Below are 14,858 nucleotides of genomic sequence, written 5' to 3'. Positions count from 1 at the left end.
TTGCGAACGGTGTGCCGCGCGGTGCATTCGCGTCGACGAATGGGAGGACGATGATCCATTTGGGCGGCAGTTACTGCGCCGAATGGCCGTATCTCCCCTTAAGGTCGGTCGCCGGGCGCTGTGCGCCGCCGTCGACAGACCGTTGGCCGCGTGCTGCGTCGTACATGAGAGCGCGCCGACGCCGCTCGTGCCGCCGGGGCGCCCGTCAGCTGATCGACTGCCCGATACCGAGCATGTTGCCTTCGCTGTCGCGGAACCAGACACCCCGTTCGCCGGTGCCCTTGCTCGGGTAGTTGCCCGAGACCGTGGTGATCCCGTCGGCGGTCGTGCCAGGCAGGCCCACCTCCTCGAACGCGACGCCGCGCGACCGCAGCTCGCCGACCGTCGTCTCGATGTCGTCGACACTCCACGCCATCTGCGTGTGCGAGCCCGACGGGGCTCCCGAGGAGGCGAACAGCGCGAAACTCCCCTCCGCGCAGTGGTACAGCAGCCCGCCCGGCCGCTCCTCCGCCGGCTCGAGGCCCAGCTTCTCCGCATAGAACGCCCGCGCCCGGTCGAGATCCTGCGCCGGGAGTCTCGTGGCGACGCGGCCGTTGGCCAGCGGCGTTGTGGATTCTCCAGTTCTCGTCCCCATGACAGGTAGACCCCGTGGCCATCGCGGACTCATCGGTGGCCCGAGGCTCGAGGGAGGCGGTTGTGCGTCGAGATGATCGCCGGAGGCCGGCGCTCGGTTGGGAATCGATTCTCGCGACCGTGCCGGAAGCGGCTGTGGGGATCTTCGTGGGAGGCGGGGCCGGCACCTGCCTGCCGGGAAGCCGCCCGGGTTCCCCGCTCATGATCGGCAAGTCGGGACCGGCAACCGTGCTGGACGCGGGTGCGTGGTCCCAAACGATGATCATCGCCGGGCTGGCGGGTCGGCTCCTGCACCGGGCGGCCGGCCTGGTGCCCGTCCATGATCGGCATTTGGGGACCGGCAACCGGGCGCTACCCGGCTATGGGGCCTTAAACGATGATCACGGTCGGGAGGCGAGGGATGGCCCCTGCTTGGCTGGCGGCCCGGCCTAGCGACCCGCACATGATCGGCATTTGGGGACTGGCGACCGAGCGGTACCCGGCTGTGGGGCCCCAAATGACGATCATTGCTGGCTGTGAGCCGGCGCTCGCCGGGAGGCGGCTCCGTTGGCTTTCGCGATCGGCAAGTCGGGACCGGAGGCCGTGCTGGGACGCGGGGTGTGTGGTCCCAAAGGCTGATCGTCATCGATGGGAGGGCGGGTCGGCCCTGCCTTGCCGGGAGACGGGCTCCTTGCTGTCCATGATCGACAGGTTGGGACCGGGGGCCGTGGAGGGCGCGGTTGTGGGGCCGCAAACGATGATCACAGTCGGGAGGCGGACAGGTCGGCCCCTGCCGTGCTGGGTGATCGGCCCCGGTGTCCGTCCATGATCGGCATTTGGGGGTCGGGAACCGGGTGCTGCCCGGCTGTGTGGCCCCAAATGGTGATCATCGGTATCGGCGAGCTGGCGACCCGCCGAGACGGCCCCTCCGGTGTCCATGATTGGCAGGCCGGGAGCGGCAACCGTGCCGGGCGCTTGCTCGGGTTGGCCGGGTCGTCCATCGCCGTGCTGGGCGGCCGACCTGGTGCCGGTCCATGATCGGCATTTGGGGACCGGGAACCGGGTGCTACCCGGCTGTGTGGCCGGCGATCATTGCTCGCGGTGAGCCGGTGCTCGCTGGGAGGCGGCGCCCTGGCTTCCATGATCAGCAAATCGGGGCCGGGAACCGTGTGGGATGCAGTCGTGCGGCCCCAAACGTTGATCACCATCGGGTTGGCGGCGCGCTCGCCCTGACTTTCCGGGAGACGGCGCCGGGCGTCCCTGGAGGACAGCGTCCACGCTCGCCGACCTGCTGATCACCATCAGTTGACCCGCTCGATCGCCGTGGACCGGTTTCCGTCGATCGTCACCACGACCGCGCCGAGCGTCATGGGGCCGTCGGCGAGTTCGTAGGGCGGGAGGTCGGTGACGTCTTCGCCCCGCAAGGTGGCCACCCAGTGCGCCGGGGCGATGCCGGTGACGCCGCCGAGCCTTCCGGTCATCCCCACGTCGGTGACCAGAGCCGTGCCGTGGGGGAGCAGGTGCAGATGGTGGGTGGCCTCGTGGGTGTGGGTGCCCAGCACGGCGGCCGCCTGCCCGTCCACCGCGTAGGCGAACGCTTGCTTCTCGCTGATCACCAGGCCGTGGAAGTCGACGATGGTGGCGCCCTGCCGATCGACGGCCTCCCAGGCCGGCCAGAGCGGGTCGACGCGCCCCGGGTAGTCGAGCCAGCGCTGGAACATTGGCTGGGCCTCGACCACCGCGGATTTACTCATCATGTTGACCACCGTGATCGTGTGGCCGCGGACGCACAGCGCGATCGTGCCCTTGCCGGGAACCCCGGCGGGCATGTTCACCGGTCGAAGCACGCGGGGATGCGCCAGGACCCGTTCCACCTCGGCGACGTCGCCGTCCCAGGCGTGGTTCCCGCTGGTGATGACGTCCACACCGGACTCGACGAGCCGTCGCACGACGTCCTGGCTCATGCCGAATCCCGTGCGGATCTGCGGGCCGCTGCGCAGTGCATTCTCGGCGTTGACCACGACGAGGTCTGCCCGGCGATCCCGGCGGAGCTTCGGAATCCGCTCGCAGACGTAATCGACCGCATCAGGTCCGACCACGTCCCCCAGAAAAAGCACGCGCGGCATGAGCGACTCCTTTCTCGTTGTCGAGCTGGTTCACGACGAGGCTGCTGATCTGGACGAACCGTGGACAACGGACCGATGAGACGTTCTGATGATCAGATCTACCGTAGGCGCAACCGGCGGCTTCTGTCATATATAGTCATTCACACAGTATGGCCTCGGCCACTCCGGGGAACCGGGTCGAGTTGTCCGTGCGTGGGTCGGTAGCGTTTCCTCGGAATTCACCGGCGTGCCATGCCTGGTCGGCATTTCCGGCGAAGGGCGTCTTGGATTGTTGGCCCCGGCCGAGTTGTGCCTGGCGTATGGAGCTGCAGATGATGCGATCAGCCCGCCGTGACAGGGCGGCGGTGCCGCTGATATCCGATCCGATCGAGGAAGCACTGGACGATGCGCCACTGAGCTTGTTCCATTTCAGAGCGGCGATCACGGCGGGCGCGGGCTTCTTCACCGATGCCTACGATCTCAACGTCATCGGCACCGTGATGTTGCTGGTGAGACCACAGTTCGGGCTCGACGCGGGCCAGGTGGCGCTGGCCAGTAGCTCTGCGTTGCTCGCCACCGCGATCGGCGCGTTCCTGTTCGGACGGTTGGGCGACCTGCTCGGCCGACGCCGGATCTACGGGCTCGAAGCCGCGATCATGGTGGTCGGCGCGCTGCTCTCCGCCGTCTCACCCAACTTCGCGTGGCTGCTGGTAGCCCGGTTCATCCTCGGCCTGGGCATCGGGGGCGACTACCCCGCTTCGAGCGTGATCATGACGGAGTACGCGAACCGCTTCAATCGAGGCCGGTTGGTGGGGCTGTCGTTCGCGTTCTACGTGCTCGGACAGATGACGGCATACCTCGTGTCGTTGCTCATTCTGGCGGCGGGCACGCCATCCGACCTGGCGTGGCGATTCATCCTCGGTTTCGGCGCGATTCCGTCCATCGTCGTGCTCTGGAACCGTAGGCACATGCCCGAATCGCCGCGCTGGACGTTGCGGGTGGCCGGGGATCGAGAGCGGGCGGCCAATGATCTCTCCGTGTTCTCCGAGCGACGCGACGTCGGCACGGTCTCTCGCCACGCCCGCGTCAAGCTCTCATTGAGCGACATGCTGCGGAACAAGATCTTTCTCATCACGCTCGTGGGCACTGGTGTGAGCTGGTTCTTCTACGACGTGGCGTCCTACGGCAACTCGGTGAGCCAGCCGCTGCTGATCAAGAGCATTTCGCCGGCAACCGACAACGTGACCAACGTGGCGATCAACGCCCTGCTGGTGATCTGCTTCGGAGTGACCGGCGCCCTGGTCGGGCTCGCCGTGATCGACCGGATGCGGCGCACCACCCTGCAGATCTCGGGGCTCTGTCTGTGTGCCGCATCGATGCTGCTGATCACATTGATCCCGGGCCTGACGGATACGGTGGCGCCATTCGCGGTAGTTTTCGGGCTGTCCCTGTTCGGTTCCGCATTCGGCCCGAATCCGGGCCTGATCCTGCTGAGCGCCGAGTGTTATCCGACGGCGGCGCGGAGCACCGGCCACGGGATCTCTTCCAGCCTCGGCAAAGTGGGCGCGTTCATCGGTGCTCTCGTCGCCCCGCTGGTGCTGAGCGCCTACGGACTGAGGGTCACCACATTGCTCGCGGGTGCGTGCTTCGTGCTGGCGATACTCGCGACCTTGGTGCTGCGCGACCCATCCGGTGTGCCGCTGGACGCCGCCAGTGCCCAGCTGGAAGGCGACCTGCGCGCACCGGAGTTGGAGCCGGCCTGAGACAACCTGGCCACTGGGCGAGCTACTTCGGCGAGGGGTAGTCGAACTCGCCGTGCTTCACCCCGAGAACGAAGGCTGTCCACTCGGACTGCGAGAACACCAGGGTGCCCTGCTCCCGATGTCGGCTGTGGCGCACCACCACGCGGTCGTCGCGACTCGCGACCTCGACGCAGTTTCCTCCGGTGGAAAAGGAGCTGCGGATGAACAGCTCTTCCTCGGGTGTCTCCGAATCCGGCACGCAAGGCCTCCTCACATGGGTGAGGAGAGTCTACTTGGCACAGACGATCCCGCATCCGGTTGGCGGGAAGCGCTTGCCGGATGTCAACGTGGTGGGGATGGTTGGAGGTGACCTACTCCAGTGTCTTGACCACCTCCTCGATCATTGCCAGGGACGCTTCGCGATCGAGAGCCGAGGACGCGAGCTCATGGAAGAGAGTTCGGTATTCGGTGAGATAGTCAGTGCCCTGCAGGTACTCGGCGCCGGAGCGCCCCTCGAGGTAGATCAGGTCGTCGTCCTGGCTGTCCGCGAAGGACATGACGACGAACGGGCCGCCGATCGCGCCGCGTGTGAGCAGGGCGCCTGGGGCAACCTGGATCGTCACGTTGGGGAGGCCGTTCCGGAGCTGGTCAGCGATGGCCGACAGCTGCTCACGCATGACCTCAGGGCCGCCGATCACTCGCCGGAGCACCAACTCGCCCAGCACGACATGCAGCTGCAGCGGCTCCTCGCGTCGTCTCAATACGTTCTGACGGGCGAGGCGGAACTGGACGAACCGCTTGTGTTGCTCCGGTGTGTTCTCCTCGTAGTACCTCTCCGCGATGGCCCGGATGTAGCTCTCCGTCTGGAGCAGCCCAGGGACCACGTCCGGCTCGTACGACTCGATACGCGACGCGTCCGTCTCGAACTCGACGTAACGACGCACGTGGTCGGAGATCATCGACCCGGCCAGCACATCGCGGAACGGACTGAACCACGCTTCCCGGCGGCTCTCGGTCGCGAGTTCGAGTACTCGACTCCGTTGATCCTCCGTGACGACGTCGGGACGGCGGTCGGCATAGAGATCCAGCAGCACTCCGACATCGATGAGTCGAGGCTTCACCTTGCCGTTCTCGAGCCGGCTGATCGTCGCCGCCGACCGCTGCAGAGGCTTGCCCGCGTCGTCGAGAGTGAGCTGTGTGCTCTCCCGTAGTTCACGCAGCGCCGTGCCCAACCGCCTGCGCGCGGCGGTAGGGCTCAGGCCCGGGACAGCGTCGATCTGCTCGCGGCCGTCCCTGCCGTCAGCGCCCACCCGCAGTCCTTCCACCTACGCTCGGCCCGCCGCGGCCGTACCGGCCGTCGGCTGAACCGCACTATGCAATGTCGACCCGCAAGGGCCGACAGACGACCTCACTATCGCTGATGAATCGAACGTGTTACCCGAGGGCTTGCGGGCTGGAGTGCGGCTGGCCAGGTCGAGGTGGACCTGGCCGCGGTAGCCCGCTACTCCCGACCGCGTGCCCTGCGGGCGTCGGACGCCCGATCACCTAGACAGCCTAGTCAACGCGCATGAGGTCCCGCTATCCCGGGGGTCTCCTGTCACTCGGCCGCTACCGTCCTTCACACGGTCGCTACGTATCTCGCACGGCGAGTGGCGATCACGAGGTCCGTCACCTGCGACTGGCACGAGCTTGCGATCTGAAATTGCAGATCGGATGATCGGAACGTAACATGATGTTGCAGGGCAGGTCTGGTCCTCCTCTCACAGGGTCGGGTGGTCGGAATGCTCGTGGTTGTGGTGGTCGGCGGGCTCATCATGGTGGGACTCGCGATCGTGCTCGGCATCCTCGAGTCGCGCACTCTCCAGGCTGCGTGGGGCCGGGTCGCAGTGGTGCGTCGCGAGGTTGAAGACCGAGCCCGCGAGCTCGACCAGCGTGAGCTCGCAATCGAGATGCGCGAGGAGCAGCTCGACCGCCGGGAACGTCGCCTCGATTACCGGGAAGAGCTCCAGCTGGGCCGCGAAGAAGCACTGGCCCGGCTGGAGGCGCTGGATCCGGAACAGCCGGTCTGATCGTCCGTCATCGGAGAGGAAATAAGGGATCGCACTCACGCTGCCCCGTTATCCGGTCGCGCAGCCTGCTCGGCTGATCTAGTTTCCCGCCCGATGAGTTTCTTCTTCCGACGCCACTGACCCGCCTGCGGTCGACGGGGAGCACCCCGCCGTGGGCGATGCGGGACGGCTTGTGGCCGCCCCGGGTCGCGGCGTGGGAGATGGGCAGTGCGTGCTGGGGCGTGCCTTGTGGCGCGAAGCGTGCGTGGAATCGAAGACCTGGTGGCCGTCGAGATCGGCAGGCGGGGGTTGGGGGAGGTGGTGGCCACCGGGCATCGGGAGGTCTGGTTCGTCACGTCGGAGACGGCCGCCCCCGACGTCACGGCGTTGGCCACGGCTGATGACGTGTTCGTCGTCGGCGTGGAGGTCGACGGGATCGGGCGGACTCGGGTTGACCTCGCGCGGCTGGCGCGGGCGGTCGCGGCCGCGGATCTGAGCGCGGCGTTGGCGCTGCGGGCTCGGTGCGGTGGGCCGCCAGGTGGATCGGTCGACGTCTCGGCATCGTTTTTGGGGCGCAGGTCGTTCAGCCGGTTCGATGTGGAGGACGCCGTCGGCACGGTGCTGGCCCGCCGGCTGGGACTGCGCTATCACTCGCGACGCTCGGGTGCCCGCCCGCCGGAGGGCGGTCTGACCTGGCGGGTGACGGTCGTCGGTGATCGCGCGACGGTGGCCGTTCGGGTCGGGGCGCGGCCGTTGCATCGGCGTACCTGGAAGGTCGCGGGCGTGCCCGGGACGCTGCATCCGCCGCTGGCGGCGGCGATGGTCGCCCTTGCCGGGGCCGCGGCGGGCGAGCGCGTGCTCGACCCGTGCTGCGGAGCAGGAACCCTTGCGATCGAGGCGGCCCACGCGGGAGCGGTGGCGATGGGTGTGGACCTCGATGCCGGGGCGCTCACCGCCGCCGCTCGGAACGGGGAGGGCACGCCTGTGCGGTGGGCTCGCGCCGACGCGGCCGCTCTCCCCGTCGCGACCGCCTCCGTCAAGCGCGTACTGCTGAACCCGCCGTGGGGCCGGGTGGTCGAACCGTCGGGACTTCTGGCCCGGAGGCCCGATCTGCTCGGTCGAGAGATCCGCCGGGTACTGGAGCCAGGTGGAACGGCGGTGGTCCTGATCCCGGAGGGCCACGCCACCCCGGCGGACTTCCAGGTGGCTCGCCGGATCCCGGTGGCACTGGCCGGAACCCACCTGGTCGTCCTCGTCCTGGGGTGACCGCACATACCGGATGGCCGCCGCACAGACGTCCTGCCATGTGTGCGGCGGTCACCGGGTGTGTGCAGTGAGCGATCAAGGTCGGCGGGCCAATTCTTAACAATTGGACAAGGTGGCCCGCGGTCCGACGTTCCCTGGTGGGCGTGTACGTAGAGTTGTGGTGGGCGCGGAAAACGCGCGAAAAGCACTTTCGGTCGCGATTCGAGAATTGCTGGGGAAGGCAGGAAAGGAGAGCGGATGGACGGTGGGACGGAGCCACCGGCTCCACCGGGCGAGGAGCCTCCGACCGGCCGCACGCCGCTGAGCCGGCGCACCATGCTGCTCGGGCTCGCGGCCGTCGGCGGAATCAGTGCGGTCAACGTCGGTGCCTTCCTCGGCGCCGGTGGCTGGTTCACGCCCGACACCCTCACGACGTCCCGGTTCGTCGACCGTTTCGAGCAGGTGTTCGGCAAGCACGACGGGTTTCGCCGCAACCATGCCAAGGGCGTCAGCGCCACCGGGCTGTTCACCAGCAACGGCGCCGGCACCGCCCTGTCGAAGGCGACCGTCTTCCAGATGGGTACCACTCCCGTCACGGCCCGCTTCTCGATCTCCGGTGGGATGCCCGCCGCCGCCGACACCAACGCCGCGGTCCGGGGGCTCGGTGTGCTGTTCCACATGGCGGGGGGTGAGCAGTGGCGCACCGCGATGGTGAACGTGCCGGTGTTCACCGACCGCGTTCCGCAGGGCTTCTACGAGCGGCTGCTGGCCACGAAACCGGTGCCGAGCACGGGCCAGCCCGACCCGGCGAAGGTCGCAGCGTTCCTGTCGAAGTACCCGGAGACCGCGCGTGCCATGGCGGTGATCAGCAAGACGCCCCCGTCGACCGGCCTCTACAACAGCCCGTACCACGGCCTGAACGCATTCCGCTTCACCAACTCCGCGGGCATCACCGTGCCGGTGCGCTGGACGATGATGCCGGAGGGGCCGATCCAGACGGTGTCGGACGCTGCGCATGCGCCCGGCAAGGACTACCTCTTCGACGCACTGATCGACAAGTTGGCGCAGGGGGCGATGCGCTGGCGGTTCCTGATCACGGTCGGTCAACCCGGCGACCCGACGAACGACGCCACCACGCCGTGGCCTGCCGACCGGCGCCAGGTCGACGTGGGCACGCTCACGATCCACTCGCTGCAGACCGAGGCGCCCGGCAACGCGCGGGACGTCAACTTCGACCCGACCGTGCTGCCCGACGGGATCGCGCTGTCCGACGACCCGCTGCTCGCCGCGCGGTCCGCCGTGTACGCGCAGTCCTACCAGCGCAGGACCGGCGAACCCCATTCCCCGAGCGAGGTCACCGTCACGCCGCCGCAGCCGAGCCGGGCCGACGTCGAAAAGGTGAATCATGAGAACTGAGCAGGCGCCGGTTCCGACGCGGTTCACCGTTGTCGCGCGGACGTTGCACTGGACGATGGCGGTGATGGTGATCGCCATTCTGTTCATCGGTGTGTTCATGGTGACCTCGATCGCCGACTTCCGATTTCTGGTCACCATTCACGAGCCGCTGGGCATCGCGATCCTCGTTTTCGTGCTGGCGCGGATCTGCTGGCGGCTGACGCACGTGCCGCCGCCGTTCCCGCCCGGGATGAGCCGAATCGACCGGCTGGCCGCGAAGTACTCGGAGCGGCTGCTCTACGTGTTGCTGCTGGTTCAGCCGCTGATCGGCTGGGCGATGGTGTCCGCGTCCGGTGAGCCGATCGTGCATTTCGGATCGCTGTACCTGCCGGACATCGCGCCACAGAACGTCACCCTGTTCGCCGACCTGCTGCGCGCTCATATCGTCGCGGCGTACCTGCTGTACCTGGTGTTCGCGGCGCACCTGGCCGGCGTGCTGCTGCACACCATCGTGTTCCGGAACCGGGTGCTCGACCGGATGGCCTTCTGGCGTGCGTCGAGTTCTGCGAGCGCGATGGTCGAGGAAGAGCAGCCCGTGTCGTGAGGTGCGGGGTGATCACCGCGAGATCCGCGTTTCGGCCCTTGCCAGGGCGCACATCCCGATCTCGCGGCGATCAAGGTGCGAGGAACTCCCGCAGCGCGCTCGTGACCTCGGTGGGTGCCTCCTCGGGCAGGTAGTGGTCCGACGGGACGGCGGTGCCGCGCACGTCGTCGGCGTACTCGCGCCAGACCTGCAGGACGTCGTAGGTGCGTCCGACGAAGCTGTGTTCCCCCCAGAGCGCCAGTAGCGGGCAGCTCACGCGGCGCCCCGCATCGGCGTCGGCGTCGTCGTGGAGCAGGTCCACGCCTGCGCCGGCGCGGTAGTCGGCGCAGGTCGCCGCGATCACGGCGGGATCGGAGAAGCACCGCACGTACTCACGGACGGCGTTCTCGTCGAAGCCCCGTCCGTTCGCCTGCCGCGCGGTCATCCGGGTGCGGATCCAGAACTCGGGGTCCTGCCCGAGCAGGTGCTCCGGGATCCCGTTGCCCGTGGCGAGGAAGAACCAGTGGTAATAGCCCAGGCCGAAGGTCGCATCGACGTGGGCGAACGTGTACCGGGTCGGGACGATGTCGAGCACGGCGAGCCCGCGCACGGCTTCGGGCGCGTCGAGCGCGAGCCGGTGCCCGACCCGTGCACCGCGGTCGTGCCCGACCACGGCGAACCGGTCGAACCCGAGCGCCTGCATGACGAGCAGTTGGTCGTGGGCCATCGCCCGTTTCGCGTAGACGTCGTCGGTGACCGGGTCCGGGTGGGCGCTGTCGCCGTAGCCCCGCAGGTCCGTGAGCACGACGGTGTGCGTTTCCGCGAGGGCGGGTGCCACCTCGTGCCAGATGAGGTGGGTCTGTGGGTAGCCGTGCAGGAACAGGACGGGCGGGCCGTCGCCGGCGACCGCGGTGTGGATGCCGACGCCGTCGGCGTCGATCGTGCGGGTGGTGAAGGTGGATGGCAGAGGCACGCTCATAGGGGCTCCTTCGTAACCGGGGACAGCTGACAGTCCCTGCTTCGAGGATGCGCCATGCCGGGATCCGAATGGTCCGGGTGCGTCCCAACCCTCCCGTTGGTCTGTAACTGTGTAGGTTCCTTCGACGATCTTGACCAGAGCGCAGTGATGATCATGAGGCGCTCCAGGACGGACGGACTCGCTGCAGCTCGAGTCGGCACGGTAACGATCTGCGAGAGGACCACATGGACCAGCAGCAGGAGTCTCCGCGCTTCGAGCAGTTCGAGGGATTCGACGCGCTCATCACGATGCTGGACGAGATCTACTGCCGTCCTCGCCGCACGGAATCGCGGAGTCGCACCCGGCCGATCATCGCGTGCGTACAGCCGCGGCTCCACGAGGATCCCGGCCTGCTGCGGTCGATCGCGGACCGGCTGACGTCGAGGGACGGACGGCGCCACGTCCCGTACGCCGTGGTCTCCTGCGGACCCGACCCCGCACCCACGCATCCGGCCGACCGGGACCTCGTACCGCTCACCCCGGCCGACGTCGTCGCCGTGCGCGGCATCCTGGTCGACGCCGCCAACCAGTTGGCGCGCGATCAGGGCGGCGCCTACCGCTTTCCGCGCTTCCGGCTCGTCACCTGGTCGATGGCACAGACCTTCGAGGGAAACCCGGAAACGGAGCAGCGGCTCCGCGAGCTGCGGGTGCGACTGCGCGAACGGGCTCTGTGGTCGATCGCCGTCCCGGAGGGGGTCGTCTCCGAGGCGTTGCCGATCTGGTTGCGGTTGCTGGGAGTGCTCCTCACGCCGTTCTACTTCCGGGCCCGCCAGAGCGGCCGCATACCCGGATTCGGCAGGCGGTATCGCTGGTTCCTGCGCCAGCCCAACATGGCGCCCGGACAGTTCCGCAGCTTCGTCGGGATGGCCGAGCGCCTGACGGAGGGGGAGTGGCAGACGGAGAATCCCGAGCAGGTTCTGCGGCTGATGGTCAACGCATTCCTCGAGGATCTGCGGGAGTCCTTTCGCGGCGGCGGGTGGACGCGCCGCTACCGCACGACGTGCCCGGTCGTGCTCCTGGACGGCATCACCCGCACGAACGGCGGCTACGCGCTCCTGCGCACCGTGAGCGCGGTGCGCAACGAGACGGGGTCGTTCGACCCCCTCCTGCTGGTCACCACCAGCACGCGGGTGCCTCCCCTCGCCGAGAACCCACAGCCGGCACCCGACGCGCAGGGCCGCCCGGCGGCCGCCGCGCCGGCGGCCCTGGCCGAGTGGAGGAAGGGGATGCTCCAGCGACGACGCAAACGCGACGTCCGGGCGTGGATCGTCATCGTCAACATCCCCGGGCGCGCCGAGAAGCCGGTGATTCCGCCCCAGCGGATCACCCTGAGACGCCCATCGCGGCCTGCGCTACGCACGAGACGGGCCTCGATTCTGGTGGTCTCCACGATCCTGATCCTCGCGTCGGGCAGCTACTGGCAGGCGGGCATGGCGCACAGTGCGAGCACCTGCGGCGACGGGTTCACATGGCTGGGGGTCGAGTCGACGGCCTCGGACGTCAGGCGGGTGGACGGCGACGTCTGTATCGGCGTCACCGACGGGAGCAATCCGCATGTGCTGCCCGACGTCGAGGTCTTCGACGAGGTCCGCACCACGATCCTGCGGCAGAACAATGCGGCTCTCGAGCTCCGTGAGGACCAGCCCGAGCGCCCATTCGTCACGCTGGTGTTCCTCGGATCCCTCACCGCGCCGTCCACATCGGGCAGTGACGTGCTGACGGCCGAACGTGAGCAGCTGGCCGGCATGGCGGTGGCGCAGGCCGTGCAGCTGACGAAGCCGGAGCAGCAGTACGAGCCGATCGTTCGCGTACTGATCGCCAACGCCGGTCCGGGGATGCGCCACGGCACAGAGGTCGCGCAGCAGCTCGGCGCGATGGCGCGCACCGACCCGAGCATCGTGGCCGTGGTCGGGCTCAGCGAGAGCAGGCAGACCACTGCCGACACGATCGCGGCGCTCGGCGCAGCCGGACTTCCCACCGTCTCCGCCACGCTCAGCGCCGACTCCCTGGTCGAGGAGAGCAAGCTCTACTTCCAGATCGCTCCCCAGAACCGGCGAGAGGCCGACGTCGCGGCCGCCTACGCCGACCAGCTGGTCACAGCCGGCCGGGTCGAGCGTCCGCTGACCCGCCAGGCCCGCATCTACCTGTCCGACGACGCGGAGGACCTCTACAGCCAGAACCTCGCGGCAGACTTCACGGCGAGCTTCGGCTCACGTGGCTTCGACGTCGAGACGGTGACCTTCACTCCCGGTGGAACCAGCCAGGGCGCGGCGGCCGGCGACCGTCACGTCAGCGACGCGGTGGTCGCCGGCCGCGACGCCTGCGACTTCGACGGCGTCGTCCTGTACGCGGCACGGGGACTCCCGGACTACCCGGCGTTCGTCAACGGGGTCAGCAACCGATGCCGGGACCGGCCGCCGTACATCCTCGCGAACGACGACGTGACCCGCTACGTGGCCGACCGCAACATCAGCAGCACGAACACCGCCGTGCCGTTCGAGTACCTGTCCTTCGCGACGGCTCCGGAGCTGCTCAGCACGCCGCCGTCGGAGTCGAGCGACTTCTATGCCCGGTTGAACTCGATGTTTCCCTACGAACAGACGTCCGACCGCGGTCGCTCGCTCGACGGGCACGCGGCGCTCAATCACGACGCGGCCTACACGGCGATCCTCGCCGTGAGCTATCTGGCGCGCGACGGTGTGGCCATCGACGGCGGGACGGTGTGGTCGGCGCTGATGTCGGTGACCGACGCAGCGGGCGCCCAACGTAGATACCTGGGCGTGACCGGGCCGATCGACTTCGGCGGCACCGTCGGACGACGGGTGCCGATCGACAAGCCGATCACGGTGATCCGCTTCACGGGCGGCGGTCCGACTGCGCAGGACAACATCGTCTGCGCGGGTCGGGGCGATCCCCTCACCCAGCCGTGGTGTCCGTTCGACTCGTGAGCTCGCTGTCCGCTGCGGCGACGAGCATCGTTTCTGGGACCCTGCCCAAGGCTCTGATCAACGAATGAAGGCCCCTACCTGGGCAGATGGCTGGACTAGCGTCGGAGCCGTGCAGATCCTCGAGTACTCCGGTGAGGAGTTGGAACGGGTCGCCCGTGAGTTCTTCATGCCGGTGATCACCCGGACGCGTACCGACTATCGCGGGCGGGTGACGGTGCACGAGCTGGGCGAGGCCGTGACTGTGTCTCGATCGCACTGGGGGCAGATGTCGGTGGTCCGGACCGCCCGGATGGTAGCCAGGGCACCGAGCGACGACACGATGCTCTTCTGCATACATCTGGGTGGGCGCGGCTATGTCCACCAGCAGGACCGCCTCGTCGAGCTGACGGCCGATGCCGGAGTGCTGTCGGAGGCGCGCAGTTCGTGGGAGCGGGTCTCGCCGACCGAGAGTCAGACCCTGACCTTGCGTTTCTCCCGCGCGCTGCTCCCGCTCCGCACCGGGGAGATCACCGAAGCCTGTGCGCGAAGCATGGCCTCCGCTGCCCCGGCCATGCAGATACTCGCCGGCTACCTGGATCGGCTGTTCGCGGTTGCCGACGATCTCACGGCGCCGCAGCGAATCGACGCCGGGCAGGCCGCGCTCGATCTGCTGGCGATGGTGTTGCGGGACGCCACACCCTCCGTGCTGGGCGGGGAAGGCCCCGAGGCGGTGTTGCTCGAGATGATGCTCGTGTACGTCCGAGATCACCTGGCCGACCCGAACCTGCGTGTGGAGGAGCTGGCGCGGCGCCACCATGTGTCGGTCCGTCGGGCGTACACGCTGTTCGAACGGATCGGGACGACGCCGGGTGCCTACCTTCGCGAGCAGCGGCTGCTCGCGGCACGGGCGATGTTGTCCGACCCGAGGCACTGCTGGCTCAGGGTGTCCGACATTGCGAATGCCGTCGGGTTTCACGACCTCAGCGGGTTCGATCGGGCGTTCCGGCGGCAGTACGGGATGACACCGGCCGGCTGGCGGCGTGAGCGCTGCCACGCCGGATTCGGTCCCGCAGACCTGACGCAGGAAATGCCTCCACGCCGAGCAAACCGCCCTCGCCAAGGGTTCGGCGGGGTCAACTCGGGTGCGACCTGACGATGTCTCACTGCGGGGTCTCACCCCCGA

General features: G+C 68.3%; 12 protein-coding genes. 7 read left to right on the top strand and 5 right to left on the bottom strand.

Features of this window, described 5'->3' with window-relative positions:
* Positions 1-205 precede the first annotated feature (205 nt).
* Together ABD743_RS01805 and ABD743_RS01800 are read right to left on the bottom strand one after the other, a co-directional pair.
* Complete coding sequence (locus ABD743_RS01805) at positions 206-634, bottom strand: VOC family protein (RefSeq protein WP_344718066.1); 429 nt, start codon at positions 632-634, stop codon at positions 206-208.
* Between the two features lie 1,279 nt (positions 635-1,913).
* Positions 1,914-2,738, bottom strand: coding sequence for a YmdB family metallophosphoesterase (locus ABD743_RS01800; RefSeq protein ID WP_344718064.1), 825 nt, complete (start codon positions 2,736-2,738; stop codon positions 1,914-1,916).
* Between the two features lie 311 nt (positions 2,739-3,049).
* Here ABD743_RS01800 and ABD743_RS01795 point away from each other — a divergent pair, with 311 nt between their 5' ends.
* Complete coding sequence (locus ABD743_RS01795) at positions 3,050-4,480, top strand: MFS transporter (RefSeq protein ID WP_344718062.1); 1,431 nt, start codon at positions 3,050-3,052, stop codon at positions 4,478-4,480.
* Positions 4,481-4,502: 22 nt separating this feature from the next.
* On the opposite strand, the gene ABD743_RS01790 is transcribed toward ABD743_RS01795, so the two are convergent.
* Both ABD743_RS01790 and ABD743_RS01785 read right to left on the bottom strand, forming a co-directional pair.
* Positions 4,503-4,718: a DUF397 domain-containing protein gene (locus ABD743_RS01790; protein ID WP_344718060.1), complete on the bottom strand. Its 216-nt coding sequence runs from the start codon at positions 4,716-4,718 to the stop codon at positions 4,503-4,505.
* A 112-nt stretch (positions 4,719-4,830) separates the two neighbouring features.
* Positions 4,831-5,769, bottom strand: a complete 939-nt coding sequence (locus ABD743_RS01785) for a helix-turn-helix domain-containing protein (RefSeq protein WP_344718058.1) — start codon at positions 5,767-5,769, stop codon at positions 4,831-4,833.
* A 471-nt stretch (positions 5,770-6,240) separates the two neighbouring features.
* Here ABD743_RS01785 and ABD743_RS01780 point away from each other — a divergent pair, with 471 nt between their 5' ends.
* The 4 genes from ABD743_RS01780 to ABD743_RS01765 all read left to right on the top strand — a co-directional run bounded on the left by ABD743_RS01780 (position 6,241) and on the right by ABD743_RS01765 (position 9,751).
* Positions 6,241-6,528 (top strand): hypothetical protein, encoded by a 288-nt coding sequence (locus ABD743_RS01780; RefSeq protein WP_344718056.1) that lies wholly within the window; start codon positions 6,241-6,243, stop codon positions 6,526-6,528.
* Positions 6,529-6,768: 240 nt separating this feature from the next.
* Positions 6,769-7,773 (top strand): TRM11 family SAM-dependent methyltransferase, encoded by a 1,005-nt coding sequence (locus tag ABD743_RS01775; protein ID WP_344718054.1) that lies wholly within the window; start codon positions 6,769-6,771, stop codon positions 7,771-7,773.
* Positions 7,774-8,010: 237 nt separating this feature from the next.
* Entirely contained in the window at positions 8,011-9,168 is a 1,158-nt protein-coding gene (locus ABD743_RS01770) for a catalase family peroxidase (protein WP_344718052.1), read from the top strand.
* Positions 9,158-9,751, top strand: a complete 594-nt coding sequence (locus ABD743_RS01765) for a cytochrome b (protein WP_344718050.1) — start codon at positions 9,158-9,160, stop codon at positions 9,749-9,751. Before ABD743_RS01770 ends, ABD743_RS01765 begins: the two co-directional genes overlap by 11 nt.
* Positions 9,752-9,821: 70 nt before the next feature.
* On the opposite strand, the gene ABD743_RS01760 is transcribed toward ABD743_RS01765, so the two are convergent.
* Positions 9,822-10,709: an alpha/beta fold hydrolase gene (locus tag ABD743_RS01760; protein WP_344718048.1), complete on the bottom strand. Its 888-nt coding sequence runs from the start codon at positions 10,707-10,709 to the stop codon at positions 9,822-9,824.
* 224 nt (positions 10,710-10,933) lie between these two features.
* Here ABD743_RS01760 and ABD743_RS01755 point away from each other — a divergent pair, with 224 nt between their 5' ends.
* Positions 10,934-13,696, top strand: a complete 2,763-nt coding sequence (locus ABD743_RS01755; protein WP_344718046.1) for a hypothetical protein — start codon at positions 10,934-10,936, stop codon at positions 13,694-13,696.
* Between the two features lie 109 nt (positions 13,697-13,805).
* A complete protein-coding gene (locus tag ABD743_RS01750) occupies positions 13,806-14,828 on the top strand; it encodes a helix-turn-helix transcriptional regulator (protein WP_344718044.1) in 1,023 nt (340 codons plus the stop codon).
* Positions 14,829-14,858 lie beyond the last annotated feature (30 nt).

It is taken from the genome of Pseudonocardia yunnanensis, from assembly GCF_039534065.1.
GTDB lineage: Bacteria > Actinomycetota > Actinomycetes > Mycobacteriales > Pseudonocardiaceae > Pseudonocardia > Pseudonocardia yunnanensis.
The sequence above is the reverse complement of the archived record's forward strand: the minus strand, read 5'-3'. Positions and strand labels throughout refer to the sequence as shown.